This window comes from Sphingomonas sp. S-NIH.Pt15_0812 (genome assembly GCF_003951315.1).
Taxonomy (GTDB): Bacteria; Pseudomonadota; Alphaproteobacteria; order Sphingomonadales; family Sphingomonadaceae; genus Sphingomonas.
In genome coordinates this window covers 1-18,686 of record NZ_QLJH01000002.1, presented here as the reverse complement: position 1 = coordinate 18,686, position 18,686 = coordinate 1, and the positions used below count along the sequence as shown (strand labels likewise).

The 18,686-nt window shown below is 66.4% G+C and carries 22 protein-coding genes and 1 tRNA gene; 12 read left to right on the top strand and 11 right to left on the bottom strand.

The features are described from left to right. Positions 1–22 precede the first annotated feature (22 nt). Positions 23–478 (bottom strand): type II 3-dehydroquinate dehydratase, encoded by a 456-nt coding sequence (aroQ, locus tag BRX43_RS01365; protein ID WP_125993043.1) that lies wholly within the window; start codon positions 476–478, stop codon positions 23–25. A gap of 150 nt (positions 479–628) precedes the next feature. On the opposite strand from aroQ, the gene thiS reads away from it, so the two are divergent. Further along, positions 629–1,636: a sulfur carrier protein ThiS gene (gene thiS / locus BRX43_RS01360; protein ID WP_125993042.1), complete on the top strand. Its 1,008-nt coding sequence runs from the start codon at positions 629–631 to the stop codon at positions 1,634–1,636. Between the two features lie 110 nt (positions 1,637–1,746). Next, a complete protein-coding gene (locus BRX43_RS01355; RefSeq protein ID WP_125993041.1) occupies positions 1,747–1,929 on the top strand; it encodes a CsbD family protein in 183 nt (60 codons plus the stop codon). Between the two features lie 105 nt (positions 1,930–2,034). Here the strand turns inward: BRX43_RS01355 and BRX43_RS01350 are convergent, their stop codons facing one another. From BRX43_RS01350 to purL, 3 genes are all read right to left on the bottom strand, one after another. Further along, positions 2,035–2,205 (bottom strand): metallothionein, encoded by a 171-nt coding sequence (locus BRX43_RS01350; RefSeq protein ID WP_125993040.1) that lies wholly within the window; start codon positions 2,203–2,205, stop codon positions 2,035–2,037. Positions 2,206–2,209: 4 nt separating this feature from the next. Continuing rightward, the gene (locus BRX43_RS01345) at positions 2,210–2,515 is read right to left on the bottom strand and encodes a metalloregulator ArsR/SmtB family transcription factor (protein WP_125993039.1); all 306 of its coding nucleotides are present in this window, start codon (positions 2,513–2,515) and stop codon (positions 2,210–2,212) included. 190 nt (positions 2,516–2,705) lie between these two features. Next, on the bottom strand, positions 2,706–4,916 hold the full coding sequence (gene purL / locus BRX43_RS01340; RefSeq protein ID WP_125993038.1) for a phosphoribosylformylglycinamidine synthase subunit PurL: 2,211 nt from the start codon (positions 4,914–4,916) through the stop codon (positions 2,706–2,708). Between purL and BRX43_RS01335 the strand changes: the two genes are divergently transcribed. Beyond that, positions 4,906–5,202: a hypothetical protein gene (locus BRX43_RS01335; protein WP_125993037.1), complete on the top strand. Its 297-nt coding sequence runs from the start codon at positions 4,906–4,908 to the stop codon at positions 5,200–5,202. The genes purL and BRX43_RS01335 overlap by 11 nt on opposite strands. A 27-nt stretch (positions 5,203–5,229) precedes the next feature. Further along, positions 5,230–5,361, top strand: coding sequence for a hypothetical protein (locus BRX43_RS21125; protein WP_277600149.1), 132 nt, complete (start codon positions 5,230–5,232; stop codon positions 5,359–5,361). 76 nt (positions 5,362–5,437) lie between these two features. Here the strand turns inward: BRX43_RS21125 and map are convergent, their stop codons facing one another. Continuing rightward, positions 5,438–6,265: a type I methionyl aminopeptidase gene (gene map, locus BRX43_RS01330; RefSeq protein WP_125993036.1), complete on the bottom strand. Its 828-nt coding sequence runs from the start codon at positions 6,263–6,265 to the stop codon at positions 5,438–5,440. A gap of 50 nt (positions 6,266–6,315) precedes the next feature. Here map and BRX43_RS01325 point away from each other — a divergent pair, with 50 nt between their 5' ends. The 5 genes from BRX43_RS01325 (at position 6,316) to BRX43_RS01305 (ending at position 12,506) form a co-directional block, all read left to right on the top strand. Beyond that, positions 6,316–7,080 carry a molybdopterin-binding protein gene (locus BRX43_RS01325; protein WP_125993035.1) on the top strand — a complete coding sequence of 255 codons (765 nt, stop codon included), beginning with the start codon at positions 6,316–6,318 and terminating at the stop codon, positions 7,078–7,080. 198 nt (positions 7,081–7,278) lie between these two features. Continuing rightward, positions 7,279–8,346 carry an acyltransferase gene (locus BRX43_RS01320; protein WP_164523493.1) on the top strand — a complete coding sequence of 356 codons (1,068 nt, stop codon included), beginning with the start codon at positions 7,279–7,281 and terminating at the stop codon, positions 8,344–8,346. A 74-nt stretch (positions 8,347–8,420) separates the two neighbouring features. After that, positions 8,421–9,935 carry an O-antigen ligase family protein gene (locus tag BRX43_RS01315; RefSeq protein ID WP_125993033.1) on the top strand — a complete coding sequence of 505 codons (1,515 nt, stop codon included), beginning with the start codon at positions 8,421–8,423 and terminating at the stop codon, positions 9,933–9,935. 93 nt (positions 9,936–10,028) lie between these two features. Next, entirely contained in the window at positions 10,029–11,126 is a 1,098-nt protein-coding gene (locus tag BRX43_RS01310) for a CAP domain-containing protein (RefSeq protein WP_164523492.1), read from the top strand. A gap of 75 nt (positions 11,127–11,201) precedes the next feature. Then, complete coding sequence (locus tag BRX43_RS01305; protein WP_125993031.1) at positions 11,202–12,506, top strand: nucleotide disphospho-sugar-binding domain-containing protein; 1,305 nt, start codon at positions 11,202–11,204, stop codon at positions 12,504–12,506. On the opposite strand, the gene BRX43_RS01300 is transcribed toward BRX43_RS01305, so the two are convergent. Further along, positions 12,406–13,146 (bottom strand): fatty acid desaturase, encoded by a 741-nt coding sequence (locus BRX43_RS01300; RefSeq protein WP_125993030.1) that lies wholly within the window; start codon positions 13,144–13,146, stop codon positions 12,406–12,408. The two genes, BRX43_RS01305 and BRX43_RS01300, sit on opposite strands and share 101 nt — an antisense overlap. Beyond that, the gene (locus BRX43_RS01295) at positions 13,133–14,101 is read right to left on the bottom strand and encodes a phosphatase PAP2 family protein (protein WP_206433062.1); all 969 of its coding nucleotides are present in this window, start codon (positions 14,099–14,101) and stop codon (positions 13,133–13,135) included. The genes BRX43_RS01300 and BRX43_RS01295 overlap by 14 nt, the downstream gene beginning before the upstream one ends. Here BRX43_RS01295 and BRX43_RS21120 point away from each other — a divergent pair. The 3 genes from BRX43_RS21120 to BRX43_RS01285 all read left to right on the top strand — a co-directional run bounded on the left by BRX43_RS21120 (position 14,085) and on the right by BRX43_RS01285 (position 15,953). Further along, on the top strand, positions 14,085–14,219 hold the full coding sequence (locus BRX43_RS21120) for a hypothetical protein (protein WP_277600148.1): 135 nt from the start codon (positions 14,085–14,087) through the stop codon (positions 14,217–14,219). The two genes, BRX43_RS01295 and BRX43_RS21120, sit on opposite strands and share 17 nt — an antisense overlap. Before the next feature lie 241 nt (positions 14,220–14,460). Then, positions 14,461–15,690: a DUF1501 domain-containing protein gene (locus BRX43_RS01290; RefSeq protein ID WP_125993028.1), complete on the top strand. Its 1,230-nt coding sequence runs from the start codon at positions 14,461–14,463 to the stop codon at positions 15,688–15,690. Between the two features lie 62 nt (positions 15,691–15,752). Then, positions 15,753–15,953 (top strand): hypothetical protein, encoded by a 201-nt coding sequence (locus BRX43_RS01285; RefSeq protein ID WP_125993027.1) that lies wholly within the window; start codon positions 15,753–15,755, stop codon positions 15,951–15,953. 313 nt (positions 15,954–16,266) lie between these two features. Here BRX43_RS01285 and BRX43_RS01280 read toward each other — a convergent pair whose 3' ends face one another. From BRX43_RS01280 to BRX43_RS01265, 4 genes are all read right to left on the bottom strand, one after another. Next, positions 16,267–16,509, bottom strand: coding sequence for an Arm DNA-binding domain-containing protein (locus BRX43_RS01280; RefSeq protein WP_125993026.1), 243 nt, complete (start codon positions 16,507–16,509; stop codon positions 16,267–16,269). 135 nt (positions 16,510–16,644) lie between these two features. Further along, positions 16,645–16,720: transfer RNA gene (locus BRX43_RS01275), tRNA-Ile, on the bottom strand. Positions 16,721–16,860: 140 nt separating this feature from the next. Then, on the bottom strand, positions 16,861–17,127 hold the full coding sequence (locus BRX43_RS01270; protein WP_125993025.1) for a hypothetical protein: 267 nt from the start codon (positions 17,125–17,127) through the stop codon (positions 16,861–16,863). Between the two features lie 130 nt (positions 17,128–17,257). After that, positions 17,258–18,607 (bottom strand): M20/M25/M40 family metallo-hydrolase, encoded by a 1,350-nt coding sequence (locus BRX43_RS01265; RefSeq protein WP_125993024.1) that lies wholly within the window; start codon positions 18,605–18,607, stop codon positions 17,258–17,260. Positions 18,608–18,686 lie beyond the last annotated feature (79 nt).

Sequence of the window (18,686 nt, the reverse complement as noted above, 5' to 3'; positions counted from 1 at the left end):
CCTGTACAAGCGCGGGCCAGTGTCAGAACCGGGCCGCGGCTTCAAGCGCGAGGATGTAGGACAATGCCCCGAAGCCCGCGACTGTGCCTTTCGCGGCACGGCCGATCATGCTGACATGACGAAAGTCTTCCCGGGCATGGGGGTTGGAGAGATGGACCTCGATCACCGGCGTCGCGATCGACTTGATCGCATCGTGCAGCGCGACCGAGCTGTGGGTGAAGCCGCCCGCATTGAGCAGCACCGCCTTCGCCCCCACCGCCTGCGCCTCGTGCATCCAGTCGATCAGATGACCCTCGTGGTTGGACTGGCGCAGGTCGATCTCCAGCCCCAGTTCGCGGGCGCGGTCCTCCATCATGCCGGCAATGTCGTCGAGCGTGTCATGGCCGTAAATGGCCGGCTCGCGCAGGCCGAGCAGGTTGAGATTGGGACCGTTCAGCACGAACACGGTATGGGCTTCGGTGGCGAGAGAGGTCGACATGGGCGGCTTCCGGTTGCGGCCGCCGTCCGCGACCCCTAGATCGCCCCTCTACCCGCTCGCACCGCGCGAAGTCGAGATGCGAGTGCGGTGCGCCCCTTTTCACGCGCCGTCCGGCCCCCTCCGGCGACGCCCCGGCTGGAACTGGACCCGATGCCCCATAGCGATGGAACCGTCTCGATCACCGTCAACGGCGAGCACAAGCGAATCGCGGCCGGCCTGAGCCTCGCCGACCTGGCGGGCGAGTTGGGGCTGGTGCCCGAAAAGGTCGCGGTGGAGCGCAACCTGGAGGTCGTGCCCCGCTCGACGCTGAAGGAGGTGATCGTCGAGGACGGCGACGATATCGAGATCGTCCACTTCGTCGGCGGCGGCGACCATGTCGCGCCGCTGGTGGACGATAGCTGGACGGTGGCGGGCCGCACCTTCCGCTCGCGACTGATCGTCGGCACCGGCAAGTACAAGGATTTCGCCCAGAATGCCGCCGCGCTGGAGGCATCGGGCGCGGAGATCGTGACGGTGGCGGTGCGGCGCGTGAACGTCAGCGACCGCAATGCGCCGATGCTGACCGACTATATCGACCCGAAGAAGGTCACCTATCTGCCCAACACCGCCGGCTGCTTCACCGCCGAGGATGCGATCCGCACGTTGCGACTGGCGCGCGAGGCGGGCGGCTGGGACCTGGTGAAGCTGGAGGTGCTGGGCGAGGCGAAGACGCTCTATCCGGACATGGTCGAGACGCTGCGCGCGACCGAGATCCTGGCCAAGGAGGGGTTCCTGCCGATGGTCTATTGCGTCGACGATCCGATCGCGGCGAAGCGGCTGGAGGATGTGGGCGCGGTCGCGATCATGCCGCTCGGCGCGCCGATCGGGTCGGGTCTGGGCATCCAGAACCGGGTGACGATCCGCCTGATCGTCGAAGGGGCCAAGGTGCCGGTGCTGGTCGATGCGGGCGTCGGCACCGCATCCGACGCGGCGGTGGCGATGGAGCTGGGGTGCGACGGCGTGCTGATGAACACTGCGATCGCCGAGGCGAAGGACCCGGTGATGATGGCAGCGGCGATGCGCGCGGCGGTGGAGGCGGGGCGGCTGTCCTATCGCGCCGGCCGCATGGGCCAGCGCCGCTATGCCGATCCGTCCAGCCCGCTGGCGGGCTTGATCTAGGCAAGCCGGATCGGGAACCTTGAGCCTAAGTCCTTGGTTTCCTTTCACGACCGGTTCGGCGCCGGGGGCGGCTCCTCTGCCCTGCGCATCCGACCGACATGGAGGCTGTGATGGGCGAGCTGACCGACAAGATCAAAGGCAATGTCAACGAAGCGATCGGCAAGGCGAAGGAAGCGATCGGCGACCATAATCGCGATCCCAACCTGGCCGCCGAGGGCGAGGCCCAGCAGGCCGAAGGCAAGGGCCAGCAGGTGAAGGGCAAGGTCAAGGGCGCCTTGGGCGACGATATCTGATCGTCATCCGGTCCCGGACATGAAAAGGGCCGTCCCGGCGATCGGGGCGGCCCTTTTCATTGGTCGGACAGCAGGAGCGACAGGCTCCTGCTGTCCCGTCAGGCTTCAGCCGTGGCAGGGGCAACCGGCATGGTCGCACCCGGCGGCCTGCTCGTGATGCGTGGCGCAATTGTCGCTGCAGAAGGCGCGACCCTCGGCCTGCACGGCCTTGTCCGGGCTGACGATGCAGACGCAATCGGCGCAGGCGCACTTCACCATGTCGACAGTGATGCTCATGATCTCAATCCTCTTGGGCTAGGTCGTCGGGTTCCAATACGTGGTCCATCATGTTGGTGAGCATGGTGCGGACGTGGCAGTCCGGCAGTTCGTAGAAGACATGTCGTCCGCTCCGCGTCTGCTTCAGCAAGCGTCCCGCCCGCAGCAACCGCAGATGCTGCGACACGAGGCTCTGGCTGACGCCGACCTCCGCCGTCAGATCGCCGACCGTCCGGGGCGCGTCGAGACACGCCACCACCAGCCGAAGCCGGTTGGGTTCGCCGAGCAGCCGGAACAATTCGGCCAGTTGCGTTCCTTCGTCCGCCGTCATGAACCCTTCAACATGTGAACACGTACTAATATATGTATAATATGATATGCATCAATAAAAAACGTTGATCGGGATCAAGGAAAATCAGTGGCGACCGGCGCGATGGCGGAACGCAGAAGGAAGCCGGACGGCGATCCGTCCGGCTCCCCTGGAACGCGCATCCGATCCCCTGACGGGGGTCGCGCCAGCCTTATGCGACCGCGCCCATCAGCGTCGGGAAGAAGGCCTCGTGCGCGGTGCGGAGATCCTCCAGCGACACCACGTCGTCGCGGTCCGGCCGCTCGAAGATCAGGCGCTTGCCGCCGGTCCGCCCCAGCGGCTCGACCTCGACGCCCGCCGCATGGGCCTCGGTCAGGAAGTCGAGCAGCGCGGCATCGTCGGCGGTGACGATATAGACGCCCTGGTCCTCGCCGAAGAAGGACCGCGCGCAGTCATAGGGCTGCTTGCGGTCGAGGATCGCGCCGATATCGCTGGCGAGCGCCATCTCCGCCACCGTCACCGCGATGCCGCCATCGGACACGTCATGCACGGCGGTCAGCCAGCCGGCGGCGATGCCCTTGCGCACCAGGTCGCCCGCGCGCCGTTCGGCGTCGAGGTCGACCGGCGGCGGCGGACCCTCTTCGCGACCGTGCACCTCGCGCAGCCACAATGTCTGGCCGAGATGGCCGGTCCGCGTGCCCACCGCCAGGATGATGTCGCCCGCGCCCTTGAACGCGATCGTCATGTTCTTCTGCCAGTCGCCGAGCAGGCCGATCGCGCCGATCGCCGGGGTCGGCAGGATCGCCGAGCCGCCGCCGGTCGCCTTGGATTCGTTGTAGAGCGAGACGTTGCCCGACACGATCGGGAAGTCGAGCGCGATGCACGCCTGGCTCATCCCGTCGAGGCAGCCGACGATCTGGCCCATGATCTCGGGCCGCTGGGGGTTGGCGAAGTTCAGGCAGTTGGTCACCGCCAACGGGTTGGCGCCGACCGAGGTCAGGTTGCGCCACGCCTCGGCCACCGCCTGCTTGCCGCCCTCGACGGGATCGGCGAAGCAATAGCGCGGCGTGCAGTCGGTGGTGATCGCCAGCGCCTTGGTCGTCCCATGGACGCGGACGACCGCCGCATCGCCACCGGGGCGCTGCACCGTGTCGGCACCGACCATATGGTCATATTGCTCCCAGATCCAGCGGCGGCTGGCGATGTCGGGCGAGCCGATCAGCGTCTTGAGATCGGCGGCGATGTCCCGGCACTGGGGCACGTCGGCGAGTGCTGCTGGCGCGGGCGTCGGCTCCCAGGGGCGGTCGTAGAGCGGCGCTTCGTCGGCCAGCGGCCCCAGCGGGATGTCGCAGACCGTCTCGCCCTTGAACTTCAGGACCATTCGGCCGGTGTCGGTGACATGGCCGATGACCGCGAAGTCCAGCTCCCATTTGCGGAAGATCGCCTCCGCCTCGGCCTCGCGGCCGGGCTTCAGCACCATCAGCATCCGCTCCTGCGATTCGGACAGCATCATCTCATAGGGCGTCATGTTCGCTTCGCGCTGCGGCACGTCGTCCATGACCAGCTCGATGCCGACGCCGCCCTTGGACGCCATCTCGACCGAGGAGGAGGTGAGGCCGGCCGCGCCCATGTCCTGGATCGCGACGATCACGTCGGTGCCCATCAGCTCCAGGCATGCCTCGATCAGCAGCTTTTCGGTGAAGGGGTCGCCGACCTGCACGGTCGGGCGCTTGGCGTCCGCATCCTCGCCGAAATCGGCCGAGGCCATGGTCGCGCCGTGGATGCCGTCGCGGCCGGTCTTCGAGCCGACATAGACGATCGGATTGCCGATGCCGCTGGCCGCCGAATAGAAGATCTTGTCGGTATCGGCGACGCCCACGGTCATCGCATTGACCAGGATGTTGCCGTCATAGGCGGGGTGGAAGTTCACCTCGCCGCCGACTGTCGGCACGCCGACGCAATTGCCATAGCCGCCAATGCCATGGACGACGCCCGAGATCAGATGGCGCATCTTGGGATGGTCGGGCCGGCCGAAGCGCAGCGCGTTCATGTTCGCCACCGGCCGCGCGCCCATGGTGAACACGTCGCGCAGGATGCCGCCGACGCCGGTCGCCGCGCCCTGATAGGGCTCGATATACGAGGGGTGGTTGTGGCTCTCCATCTTGAAGATGGCGGCCTGGCCGTCGCCGATATCGACCACGCCGGCATTCTCGCCGGGGCCGCAGATCACCTGCGGGCCGGTGGTCGGCAGCTTCTTCAGGTGGAGGCGGCTCGACTTGTAGCTGCAATGCTCCGACCACATGACCGAGAAGATGCCGAGCTCGACCAGATTGGGCTCGCGGCCCAATGCATGGAGCACGCGCTCATATTCCTCGGGGGACAGGCCGTGGTCGGCGACGATCTGTGGCGTGATGGCGGTCATGGCCCGCGCCTTTAGCGGGAGCGGGCCGGTTCGTCACTATCGCGCGGACAGGATGATGTCGGACGGCGTGATCGTCCGACGGCGGCGGGGGCGCAGCGTCGCGCGGCGGGCCCGGAGCAGGCTGGCCGCGGGCAGGGCGGGCGGCGGGCAGGGCGGCGGCGGCGATTCCCGCCACCGGCCCGAACCCCACCATGCCGAGCCGGATCGGGACCGGCTGGTCGTTCTCGCAATCGGACAGTTCCTCGGAGTGGATGTGGAGATCGATCCCGCCAATGTCCGGGCATAGCGCAAAAATTTGTCCTTGGGAGAATCGATGTTTAAGCTGTTGTCGATCATGAAAATCCGTTTCCGGATCGATGATCCCTTAGCGCAGGCGCGCGAAACTGGCGGCTGTATTGCCGATTGTTGCTCCGCGCTTGAGACGCTCAGCGCAGTGTGCGCATGAGCGACAGGCGGGCAAGAAAACGGCGGCACCTGCCTAAGCCGTGCCGCCGTCAGGCTTCCGGATATGTGGCGAAGTCTTACAGATAGGGCGGCTGGTGCAGCCCTGCCGGGCTGGTGGTGAAGATCTCGCAGCCCGTCTCGGTGATGCCGATCGAATGCTCGAACTGCGCCGATAGCGAGCGGTCGCGGGTCACGGCGGTCCAGCCGTCGTCGAGCAGCTTCACGTCGGGGCGGCCGATATTGATCATCGGCTCGACCGTGAAGATCATGCCGGGGCGCAGTTCGGGACCGGTGCCGGGGCGGCCGACATGGACGACCTCGGGCGCGTCGTGGAACAGCCGGCCGACGCCATGCCCGCAGAAATCGCGGACGACGCCGTAGCGGTGCTTCTCCGCATGGCGTTGGATGACGTGCGAGATGTCTCCCAGGTGATTGCCGGGCCTGGCCTGTTCCAGCCCCAGCATCAGGCATTCATAGGTCACCTCGACCAGCCGCTTGGCCTTCAGCGGCACGTCGCCGATCAGGTACATGCGGCTGGTGTCGCCATGCCAGCCGTCCAGGATCGGGGTGACGTCGACATTGACGATGTCACCCGACTTCAGCGTCTTTTCCGACGGGATGCCGTGGCAGACGACATGGTTGATCGAGATGCAGCTACTATGCGTATAGCCGCGATAGCCAAGCGTCGCCGGCACGCCGCCGCGCGCCAGGACGAAGTCGTAGATCATCCGGTCGATCTCGGCGGTGGACGCGCCGGGCAGCATGTGCGGCGTGATCATGTCGAGCGTCTCGGCGGCGAGGCGGCCGGCGGCGTGCATCCCGGCAAAGGCGGCGGGGCCATGAAGCTTGATCGCCCCGGTGCGGCCCTCGGGCGCGTCGGACGTCACGGTCACATATTCGGTCATCGCCGCGATATAGCGTGGCGGCGGCGCTTTTGCGAGGCTAAGGTCGCGCCATGGCCGATCGTATCTGGACCGCCGCGCTCGTCGTGATCGGCGATGAAATCCTGTCCGGACGGACGCAGGATCGCAACGTCGCGCAAGTCGCCGCCTGGCTCAACGTGCAGGGCATCCGGCTCGCCGAGGTGCGCGTGGTCGCCGATCGCGAGGAAGCGATCGTCGAGGCGGTCAACAGCCTGCGCGCGCGCAACGACTATTTGTTCACCACCGGCGGCATCGGGCCGACGCATGACGACATCACCGTCGACGCGATCGCGGCGGCGCTGGGCGTCGGCGTCGTCCACCACCCGGAGGCGATGGCGGTGCTGACCGACTATTACGCCACGCGCGGCGGCCTGACCGAGGCGCGGGCGCGGATGGCGCGGGTGCCGGAGGGGGCGGGACTGATCGTCAATCGCGTGTCGGGCGCACCGGGCATCCGCATCGGCAACATCTTCATCATGGCGGGCGTGCCGCACATCACCGCGGGGATGCTCGATTCGCTGACCGGCACGCTGGAGGGCGGCCGCCCGGTCGTGTCGCGCACGATCGGCGGCTGGATCGCCGAGAGCGAGGTGGCCGACATCCTGCGCGACGCGGAGAAGCGCTTCCGCGACCGGGGCGAGATCGCGATCGGCAGCTATCCCTTCTTTCGCGAGGGTCGGGTGGGAGCCAATCTGGTGGTGCGTGGCCCCGATGCGGACCTGGTGGCGGCCTGTGTCGCGGATCTGGTCGCCGCGCTGGCGGCGGCGGGGCACGACATGGTGGATGGCGGTATCTGACGAGACCGGCGCGCGCGGCACCGGCCGATCCGGCGCCGGCGATGCCGTGGCTGGATCGCGCCCCGCCAAACGGGTAACGGAGGTGAAAATGCGGGATTTTCTGCCGACATGTTGACAGTGCGCGCTCTTCGTCGGCCATTTTTCAGCAAAGATGTGCACGTGCTTGCGAAGTTAGGTCTCCGCTCCGAAGCAAGGCTGATGGACCGCGTCATCAGCGGCGATAATAATATCAGCACGATCCGATTGGCCTTGGCCTTGATGGTGCTTTGGTCTCATTCTTTTGCATTTTACTACGGAACCGAGGCCGGAGAGCCCATCTCCGTCCTTACGAGAGGCTTGTATAATGCGGGGAATGTCGGCGTCGCCTGCTTCCTGATCATGAGCGGGGCGTTGGTCTTACGTAGCTGGGAAAAAAGTGCGCCAATCGATTTTCTTATAAAGAGGCTGCTCCGTCTCTATCCGGCCTATTTCGTAGCCGTATTCTTCGGTGCCTTCATCGTGGCTCCGATCTATGCCGGACTGCCATTGTCTCAGGTTATTACTGACCATTTCTTGAAGTGGCTGCTGAAAAACATAGCGTTCAACGGCTATGCGCCAGTAGATGGGGTCTTTGTACACTCCCCGGTCAAGGTCATCAATGGCTCTCTGTGGAGCATATTCTTCGAGGTGATTTGCTATATTGCGATGACTGCCGCCGTTGTCCTGTTTCGAAAGGGTTTGGTGCCGATATTGTGTTCGGTGCTTGTGCTGCTGACGGCATGCAAGATGTATGCGGACGGAATGGGATGGAACCCCGGATTTGGTATCATAGGCAAATTGTTCGGATGGCCATATCTCTGGTTTTCCGTCGGGTCGTGGTTTGTCACCGGGATGCTGTTCTACAAATTGAGGGCGCATATCCCTCGTTCTCCGGTTATTCTCATACTTATCGGCATCGCAATGGCGTCGGCCATCTGGCTGCCCGAACAGCCGATCGTCGCCAAGGTCATCGTAGATGTCCTGTACGTGCCTTGCCTGGCATATTGCCTATTCTATCTCTGCTCATCGCCCAAACGGGCGGAGGAGGAATTGGCCCGGCGATATGATCTGTCCTATGGGCTCTACCTATATGCCTTTCCATTGCAGCAGATGATATTGAGTGGATTTGACTATCATGTCCCGTTTTTCATCTACGTCGCGACAGCTACGATCGTCACGACGGCCATGGCTTTCATGAGTTGGAACTTGATTGAGCGCCCCGCTATTTTCAGCGTAAAGCATAAGTAACCCGTCATGCGAAGCCGCCTGCACCAAGCAGCGAAATCTCTACCGGCCCACGGGACATATAGATTGGTTTATCGATGTTTTATGTGATAAAATCGCTCGTTGTCCTGACGATCCTCACGACGATCGCCGTCTATCTGGTCGGCCTGTGGGTAAGACCTGCCTACAAGCCGGTGGGCCGGGAGGCTGCCAAGTCCACCGCTTTGGCCTTGGGGGCATTGTCGCTGGGCCAGATTTATGTCGCCTTTGCCGCCTTGGCGGTTGCGGCGGTGGCGCTCATCCGGAACAGGCACAATGCGGCGGGTATCCTGATCTTCCTGGTTGTGACACTTCCGTCTGTAGCCACCATGGCAATGGTCGGGTCGTTGCAGCTGGTGAATATCACGGCAGAAGCTTGCGTCACATTCGGTGCGCTGATTGCCATGGTGATGTGGAAGAAGGAAGCGCGTACCCGTTATTCGCTGGCCGATCTTCCAGCGTTCTCGGTGATGTTCGTCTTGGCGTTCATAGCGGCAAGGGACTCATCGCTGACGAACGTCTTGCGCGTCATTGTCCAGATTTCGTTGAGCCTGTTCCTGCCATATCTGGTCGTCAGAAAGGCGCTGGCCAGCGAGAGGAATATTCGGATCGCCTTTGCGTTCACCGTATCAGCGGCGGCAACGGTCGCCTGCATCGCGATTTTCGAAAGCGTCAAGGTTTGGCCCATGTACCAAGCCTTCCAAAATCATTTTGGGATTTACGGTATTTCCGGCGTGAAGATGCGGGGCGGGATGCTGCGCGCAGGGGGGCCGTTGATGAACCCACCTTTGTCGGCCGCCCTTTTGGCACTGTGCTTTGTCGCGACCTTCGCAGCGCGTGATATCTTTAAAACTCCGCGCGGGCACCGGATCGTTCTGGCGATCGTAGCGGCTGGACTCTTCGCGATCCAATCTCGAGCAGGATGGCTGGGTGCCGTTGCCGGTTGCTTCGGCGTGCTTCTCTCCCAACGCGGCGTCAAGGGGGTGGTGGCACCGATGGCCTTGCTGGCTGTGGTCGGGGCCGGCCTTTACGGTGCCGCCTTGTCCAGCGAGCGGGTCGCCAATCTGGTCGGTTTCTCGTCGGATGCGAAGAATAGCAGCGAATATCGCGACAGGCTGTATGATCGGGGTGTCGAGATCGTTCGCCAAAACCCGGCGATCGGGCAGCCAGCCTCGGCCGTCACCTTTCAGATGCGCGATCTCCGCCAGGGCGAGGGGATCATCGATTTCGTGAACGGCTATCTGGCGATCGCGCTCTTCTCCGGCCTGACCGGCTTGGCGCTGTTCGCAGGAGGGATCGCGGCGCAAGCCATCGCCTCCTATCGCGCGCGTCGCGTGTCGCGGGCGAGGGGCTGGGGAGGGCTGTCGGACCTGGGACTGGGGGTGGCGCTGTGCGCGGGCGCGATGTTCCCCTATATCCCGACCGATGGTCGCGTGGTTCTGACCATGTTGCTGCTCTTCGCCCTGAGCAACGCGGTGGCGAGCGTACCGGCGGGGGCGGGGCGCGATCCTGCGCGACGCCGTGCCGAACCGGTGGCGAAGCCGGTCGACGCCCCCGTGGCAATGGTCGCCTAAGCCGGCGATGTTATACATTCTTCCTTAAGATTCCAGGGTCATAGCGCGTCAAGCGCGGCGGATCCGTTTCTGCCCGGAACAGGGACGGAAATGATGCGGCTGCGTTCGACCATGGCTTGGCAGGCCCTGATCCTGGTGCCTCTGCTCGCATCCTGCGGTGGCGGGAGCGGCGATGCGTCGGGCGCCGGCACGGGGGTGACGGTGGTGCCGGCGGCCACTCCCACGCCGCAGCCGGTTCCCACGCCCAGCCCGACGCCCACCGCCGCACCGACGCCAACGCCGTCACCCACCCCGAGTCCCACGCCGACCGCCAGCATCCCCACCGCCTGGGCGGCGGGAATCGCGGCCAGCTACACGGTCCAGCCGGACGTGGCCAACTGCAAGGCGGGGACGCTAGGCGACAATGTCCGGGCGGAAGCGCTGGCGGCGATCAACGGCATCCGCGCGCTGCACAAGCTGCCCGCCGTCACCTATTCCGATGCCGATCAGGCGGAGGCGATGGAGTCGGCGCTGATGATGGCGGCGAACGGCCAGCTCAGTCACACCCCGCCGACCGACTGGAAATGCTATACCGCCAGCGGCGCGGCCGGCGCCGGGTCGAGCAACCTCTATGGCGCGGTGCCGTCGCCCTATCTGTCGCTCACCCCGACCGACACGATCTTCGCCGGCTGGATGACTGAGGTGCGCAACATCGTCGCCGACAATGTCGGTCATCGCCGCTGGATCCTGTCCCCCTTCCTGACCAGCATCGCCTATGGCCGGGTCGCGGGAACGGACGGCGCCAACCGCACCGACGCGACCTCGCTCAAGGTCTTCGGCCAGGCGAGTGCGCCGGCGGTCAATGCCGCCGCGCTGCCCGGCTTCGTCGCCTATCCGCAGGGCGACTATCCCGCGCGCTATTTCGACACCGGCGCGCTGCTGTCCTTCTCCGCGATCATCGATACCAGCCGCGCCGGCAACAACGGCGCGGTGGATTATGCCGCCGCGACGATCCGGGTCGTGGGCGAGGATGGCGTGGCGCTGCCGGTGTCGAGCATCAGCTTCGACAATATCGGTTACGGCCTGCCCAACAACATCCAGTGGAAGGTGGCGGGGCTGGGGCGCAAGGTGACGTACAGCGTCACGATCGACAATGTCCGGGTGCGCGGCGTCGCGCGGTCGTACAGCTATACGTTCCGCATCATCGATTAACCAGCATCGGCTGGACAGGCCGGGGCGGGGCCTCTAGCGGATCGGGTTGATAAGTGCCTGATAACGCGAGGGTGCGTGCCGGTCGAACCACGCCATGTCGCGATCATCGCACCGCCGACGCCGGGGCATTTCAACCCGCTCCAGGTGCTGGGCGGCGAACTGGTGCGGCTGGGGCACCGGGTGACGATGGTCCATCTGGGCGAGGCGGCCGCGCTGGTCGACGATCCGCGGATCGGTTTCGCGGCGATCGACGGGCGGGGCGGGGCCAGTCTTTCGGCCTATCACGCGACTCTGGCCGCGCCGACCGGGCCGATCGGCCTGCCCCGGATGATCCGCGCGACCGCCGCCATGACCGCGCTGCTGCTTGACCGGGCGCCCATGGTGCTGGCCCGGATCGGCGCGGACGCGATCATCGCCGATGCCGCCGAGCCCGCCGGGCCGCTGATCGCCGCGCGCCTCGAACGGCCGCTGGTCGGCAGCGTCACCGGCCTGCCGCTGCTGCGCGAGCCGGAGGTGCCGCCCCCCTTTCTCGGCTGGCGCTACCGGGCGGATGGATTGGGGCGGTTCCGCAACCGGGGCGGCTATCAGGTGTCGGGCGTGCTGATGCGGCCGATCGACCGGGTGCTGGGCGAGCGGCGGCGCGCCTGGGGAATTGCGGACGCACAGCCGCTGGTCCAGGTGGCGCAATGTCCGGCCGGGCTGGACTATCCGCGCGACTATCTGCCGGCGAGCTTCCGCTACGGCGCGCCGTGGCGGGTGGCGGCGCCGGTGCCGCTCGACCTGCCGGACGATGGGCGGCCGCTGATCTTCTGTTCGCTCGGCACCCTCCAGGGCGCGCGTCGCCATTTGCTGGCGACCATGGCCGCCGCCTGTGCCGCGATCGGGGCGCGGGCGGTGATCGGCCATGGCGGCGGGCTGAGCGCGGCCGAGGCGGCGGCGCTGCCCGGCGACCCGCTGGTCCGCGCCTTCTGGCCGCAGGAGGCGGTGCTGCGCCAATGTGTCGCGGCGGTGCTGCATGGCGGCTTCAACACCGTGCTCGACGCGCTGGCGGCGGGCGTGCCGATCGTCGCGGTGCCGATCGCCTTCGAGCAGCCGGGCACCGCCGCGCGGCTCGCCTGGGTCGGGGCGGGGCGGGTGGCGCCGATGCGCGGACTGACCCAGGAGCGGCTGGCGCGGTCGCTGGCGATGGTGATCCGGGAACCCGGCTATCGCGCCTCGGCCCGGCGGCTCGCGGCCGGGATGCGCGCGGCCGGCGGCGCGGCCGTCGCGGCGGCGACGATCAGCGCGGCGTTGCGCGACGCAGGCGGGGCAGCCGCCACCAGGGCGTCTGCGGACTCAGATGATGTTCGTGATGACATGCGCCGAAGTGGAAGCAGGTAAGCAGCGACAGGGTCGGCGACAGGCGGCTGTTGCGGGCATGATGCGTGTCGGCGAAGGGCAAGGCCTCGTGCCGATGGGGCAGATAGGTGCCGAACAGGAACAGCTGCCCCAGCGCCAGCAGCGCGGGCACCGCCCAGAAGGCGACGATCGACCAGAGCGACGCGCCGAGCAGCATGTAGAGGATCGCGGCGATGGTGATCCGCACGATCTGCCCATGCGTGTAATATCCCCGGAAGAAGCGCACGAACCAGGGCAGCGCCCGCGTCGGCGCATCGGGGTGGAAGTCGGGGTCCGCCGGGGTGCCCGGCGCCGCATGATGCGCATGATGCTTGGGCAGCAACGCGCCATAGGACAGGCCGGCATAGGCGGCGAGGCACAGCGTCCCGACGATCCGGTTCACGCCCGGGCGGCGGGGCGCGAGCGAGCCATGCATGCAGTCATGCGCGACGATGAACAGCCCGGTGCTGAGCCAAGCCTGCACCAGGATCAGGACCATGGCGATCGGCGCGGTCGACCAGCGCCATTCCCAGAAGAAGATGCCGCCGACATGGATCGTGACCCATGCCAGGGCGATCGCCCCGGCCAGGATCAGGCCGGGCAGCGTATCGGCGGCCGGGGCGCGGCGGTCAGGCAACGGCATCGCGCACTCCCAGGGGCGATCGAGGGTTTCGCACCGGCTGCGGTCGGTCGGCCGCGAACAGACGGCGGACGACGATCAGAGCCGGCGGCGCGAGCGCCAGTCCGGCGATCACATCCACGCCATAATGCCCGCCGAACAGCGGCGTAGCAAGGATCGTGACGCCCGCCCAGATCGGCGCGGTCCAGCGCAGGCCCCGAATGTCGCGTTGCGCCCAGGCGAGCAGGACCGGCAAGGTCGCATGATAGCTGGGAAAGCTGACGATCCCCATCAGCTGGGTCAGGTCCAGCGTACGATGGCTGCCGTCGCGCAGGCCGGTGATCAGATCCCGTTCCATCCAGGCGATCGACGGCCAGAGATGGCGATAGCCGGTAGGGTCGAAGACATTGCCCATCGCTGGCACCGCGCCGGACAGGGCGATGGTTACGAAGCCCGCCAGGATCGCCGCCGCCACGGTCAGCGCCAGTCGTTCCGCCTGTCCGCAGGCGCTGAGCGCGACGATCGCGACGACCATCTGGAGCGTCAGGCTGTGATAGGCGAAGCCGCCGATCCACAAGGCGAACGGCGCCTGGTCCGCCGCCTGGAAGACGGCCGGCCAGTCGAACCCGAGCCAGCGATCCGCCTCGGCGAAGCGCATGTCCCATAACGGTCCCGCCCGCGCCGCCAGCGCATAGGCGAAAACCACGCCGACGATCGTGAACAGCGTCATCTGAAGAAACGCGACAGCACCCATCGCCAGCCGGTCGCGGCCGCTGCTTTGTCCCCAGAAGCCGGCGGCGGCGAGCAGCGCCAAGACCGTCAGCGGCGGCACGACGCGCACCGGATCGATCCGGAACCCCAGGCCGATACAGGTGAACAGGCAGATCAGCGTCATCACGCCCAGCAGCCACCAGGAGAAGCGGGGCGCCGCCCCGGCCGCGTCGCGGCGGGAATCGGGGCTGATGCGGGAAGCGACCATCGCCATAGAACGCCACGTTCCTGCGTCGGTGCCGGGAAGTGGCTGGGAAAAAGCGATATTTCAGCTTGATCGCGTGGTGTCGGATGATCCGCTGGCGTCGTTCAATAAGGCAGGCTGACAAATCGACGGCAAATCCGAGCTGACTGGCACCATAGTGCGATGTCTGCGGACAGCGCTTGAGCAGCAACAGGCATAATGCCGGCGCGACAAGTATTTCATCGGGCGAAATCAGCCTGTGTTCATCCCGTTACTTTATGTCGGTCCTGCGCTATATCCATCATGGAACAGGCTGAGCGATGCTTGCTTTCGCCCGATCATTGTCCAGCATCGCGATCATGGTGACTTGCCTGACCCGACCCATGTCGACGTCCCGTGCCGCTCGCTGCTGTCACGTCCATCGCCGCGATCTCCTACGCAGCGCGGCGACCGCGCTGCCGATGGTGGTCGCGGGTCGCGCCTATGCCGCACCCCGGGCGGGAAGCCGGCTGCTGGTCGTGTTCCTGCGCGGGGCCTATGACGCCGCCAATATCGTCGCCCCGACCGGGGCCGACTTCTACCATCAGGCGCGGTCGACGATCGGCCTTAGCCGGCCCGATCCGCTGGACGCCGCCGCCCCGCTGCCGCTCGATGCGGACTGGAGCCTGCATCCTGCCCTGCGCGACAGCATCCCGCCCGTGTGGGGCCTGCGGCAACTGGCCTTCATCCCCTTTGCCGGTACTGACGACCTGTCGCGCAGCCATTTCGAGACGCAGGACACGATCGAACTGGGCCAGCCGGTCGGCGGCCATCGCGACGATGGGTCGGGTTTGATGGCGCGGCTGGCCACCATCCTGGGACGGGACGACCGGCCGATCGCCTTTACCGACCAGCTGCCGCTCTGCTTCCATGGTGGTGTCGATCCGGTCTCCAACTTGGCGCCGGCCAATATCGGCAAGCCGATCGATGCGCACATGGCCGGGCCGATCACGGCGATGTATCAGGACGATCCCCTGCTGCGCGGCGCGGTCGCCAAGGGGTTCCAGGTGCGCGACACCGTCTACCAGGCCTTGCAGGGCGAGATGGCGACCGCCAGTCGCGGCGCGGTCAGCGCCCAGGGGTTCGAACTGTCCGCCCGGCGGATCGGCACCGTGATGCGCGACCGGTTCAGCCTCGCCTTTGTCGATGTCGGCGGCTGGGACACCCATGTCGACCAGGGCGGGGCGACCGGTTACCTGGCGGACCGCATCGCGGAACTGGGGCGCGGCCTGGCCGGCTTCGTCGACGCGATCGGCCCGGCGGCGTGGCGGACGACAACCGTGGTGGTGGTATCGGAGTTCGGCCGCACCTTTCGCGAAAATGGCGATCGCGGCACCGATCACGGCCATGGCAGCGTCTATTGGGTGATGGGCGGCGGCCTGTCGGGCGGGCGGATGGCCGGCGAGCAGGTCGCGCTGAGCGAGGCGACGCTCAACCAGCAGCGCGACCTGCCGGTACTGACCGACTATCGCGTGCTGATCGGCGGTCTGGTCCAGCGCCAGTTCGGCCTGTCCGAAGCCCGGATCGCCTCGCTCTTCCCGCAAGCGTGGCCGCAGGATCTGCACCTGATCTGATCGACGCGTGACACAATTCCCGGCCGCCGCGCGTTCCGACCCCATTACGAAGGAGCGCCAGGATGCACGACCAGACCCACACGCCGCACGAACCCGAAAGCTTCGCCGACCTGCCGATCCAGCCGACCGGATCGGGCGTCCAGGATCTGGAGATCGCCTATGAGCAGTTGCGGCTGTCCGAGGACGAGCCGGACGCCGCATCGGCAGCGGTCCCCACGCTGAGCGGTGACGCCATGGCCGAGAGCGAGGCGCATCCGAGCTGATCCCTCATCGTGAGGCGGGCATAAAGCTCCATCGCGGTCCAGCGTCCCCAATGCTGGACCGCGATAGGGCATCAACAAGCGATCCCCATCGGCGCGGCCTCTTGCTATCGGCAACGCGTGGCGAGATCGGTGCGGCGGAACGGCCCTCCCTTGGCGGTAGAAGGAAGCTATCTTACGCGCTAAGCGCCAGGGCGCGTGGTATCTCTTCCTCTGGTACTGGCAGGCGTCGATCCGTTACGGGTGGAGGAGATGCACGGCTATGGCCAACTCTCTCTACCGCACACTGGCTTCGATCGCAGCCTGTCGTTCACGCTCAGCTAGGACGCTGGATGCATGGTACGCGCGGGTGGGGCTGGCCGACGTCGCGACGCTCGCGCGCTTCGGACAGCGACACCTCCGGGTATCGGCAGAAAGTCAGCAGCTTCTCCTTCGGATCGACGCGGTAATTGCGACGCAATGATTTGGCCCTGCTCGCGGCGACGTAGAGCCCTCCGCCCTCCGCGAAATCGCAGGGGACCGATCCAAGCTTGCCGTTCTTCACCTCGGCATCGGTCAACGGCACGATACCCCCACCGGTACCCCCAAGCGTTCCGCGCTGGAGAGCTCGCATGAGAGCGAATGAAAAACGGCCAGGGTATGTGCAGAGGCCGGCAGCCTTGAGATGCCGTATGTCCGGCATGATAAGTGGCAATGGTGGGCCCGGCAGGACTCGAACCCGCAACCTAGCCGTTATGAGCGGCCAGCTCTAACCATTGAGCTACAGGCCCCACCTTCGGACGCTCGCTAGCGCAGCCGCGATAGGATAAAAAGAGAGCCGGCAATAAAAAAGGGGCGCGTCCCAGGATGGGAGGCGCCCCTTTTGCCGTAATGGCGTGCAGCAGGCCGAACAACCGGCCCGCCACCGGCATTACTGCATGTTGTCGGCCTTCGCCTCGCCCGCGTCGCGGACGTTGTCGGCAGCGGCGTTCATGTTGTCCGCAGCGTTCTCGAGCACGGCCGAAGCAGCGGTGTTCGAGGTGTTGTCCGCCAGCGCGTCCATGTTGTCCGCCTGCATTTCCATGTTGTCGGCCATCATGTCTGCGTTGTTCTCAACGGCAGCGGCCTCAGGGGACTTCGAGCAGGCGGCCACGGACATCAGGCCGGCGGCAGCGAGAACGAAAGCGATCTTCTTCATTCAAATGCTCCCAAGCATAGCAAATCTCGCGGCCGACCCGATAGCCGTCGCGAACGGCCGCAATAGCGGACCGGTTCGTCCGGTCAATCGCCAAAATTCATCTCTCGGTAACGTCCTGTCGCAACTGAGGTTAACGACGTGGGGTGACCGGCGCGATCGTCTCGGGCGCGTTGGCGACGATCTGAAGCATCGCCGTCCAGGCCGCGACGTTCTGGCGGAGCTGCGCCGGATCGACCCGGTCCAGCGTGTCCTCCGGCGTGTGGTGATAGTCGAAATAGCGCAGGCCGGACTGGTTGAGGTCGACCCCCGCCACGCCCGTCTTGACCACCGGCGCGATGTCGGTGCCGTCGCCCGCCGTGCCCGATCCGCGCACGATGCCGAGCGGGGCGAGCGTGATCGCCAGCCGGTCCGCGATCGGCTTGGCGGCGGGATCGAAGTTCGTCTCGAATCGCCACACCCTGTCCGCGCCGAAATCGCTTTCGCTGGCGGTGGCGTGATATTCGTTGGCATGGGCCTTGGCATAGGCCTCGCCGCCGAAGCCGCCGATCTCCTCGTCGCCGAACCAGACGACGCGGATCGTCCGGCGCGGCCGGCCGGCATCCATCACCAGCTTGGCGGCGGCGGCGGTGATCGCCACGCCCGACGCGTCGTCGATCGCGCCGGTGCCGAGGTCCCAGCTGTCCAGATGCCCACCGACCAGCACGATGCCCGCCTTGGGATCGGTGCCCGGCACCTCGGCGACGACATTGCCGGACCGGCGGTCGCCGACGAAACGGGGGGTGAGGGTGAGCTTCATCGTCACCGGCTTGCCCAGCTTGATCATGCGTTCCAGATTCTCGGCATCCGCGACCGACAGCGCGCCGGCGGGGATCGGCGTGACCCCCGCATCGAAATTGGTCGTGCCGGCATGGGGCCCGCGGCCATGATCGGTGCCGATCGAGCGGATGACCAGGGCCGCCGCGCCCTTCTGCGCCGCGACGTTCGGGCCGACGAAGCGCGCGGAGCCCGAACTGCCATAGCTGGAGCCATCCTGCGTCGGCTCCATCGCGTTGGAGACGAAGGCGATCTTGCCGGTCAGGCTGCCGGCGGGGGCGAGCAGCAGGTCGTTGAAGGTCGCAAAATAGACGACCGGCGCGGTCAGCCCCTCGGCCGGGGTCGCGCCCGTATTGCCGAGCGCGGTGATGTGGAGGGGCTGGGCATAGAGGCCGACGAGCTCGGCCCGCTCGGCACCGCGCTCCCAGACATTGTTCAGCGTATAGGGCTCGATGCGGACGTTCTTGAAGCCCATGGCCTTCAACCGCGCCACCGACCAGTCGCGGGCATAGGCCTGGCGCGCCGAGCCGCCGGTCATGCGCGGCCCGACCTCGGTCGTCAGCCCCTCGACCAGCGCATAGGCGGTGTCGTCGGTCAGCGCCTTGTCGCGCAGCGCCGCCGCCTTGGGATCGGGCGCGACAAGGCGCTGACCGACGACGCCGCCTATGCGCTGGTGGAGGGGCTGACGACAGAGGTCGGGCCGCGCTTGACCTGTCTATTATACACATCCACGAGCCCACGCGACC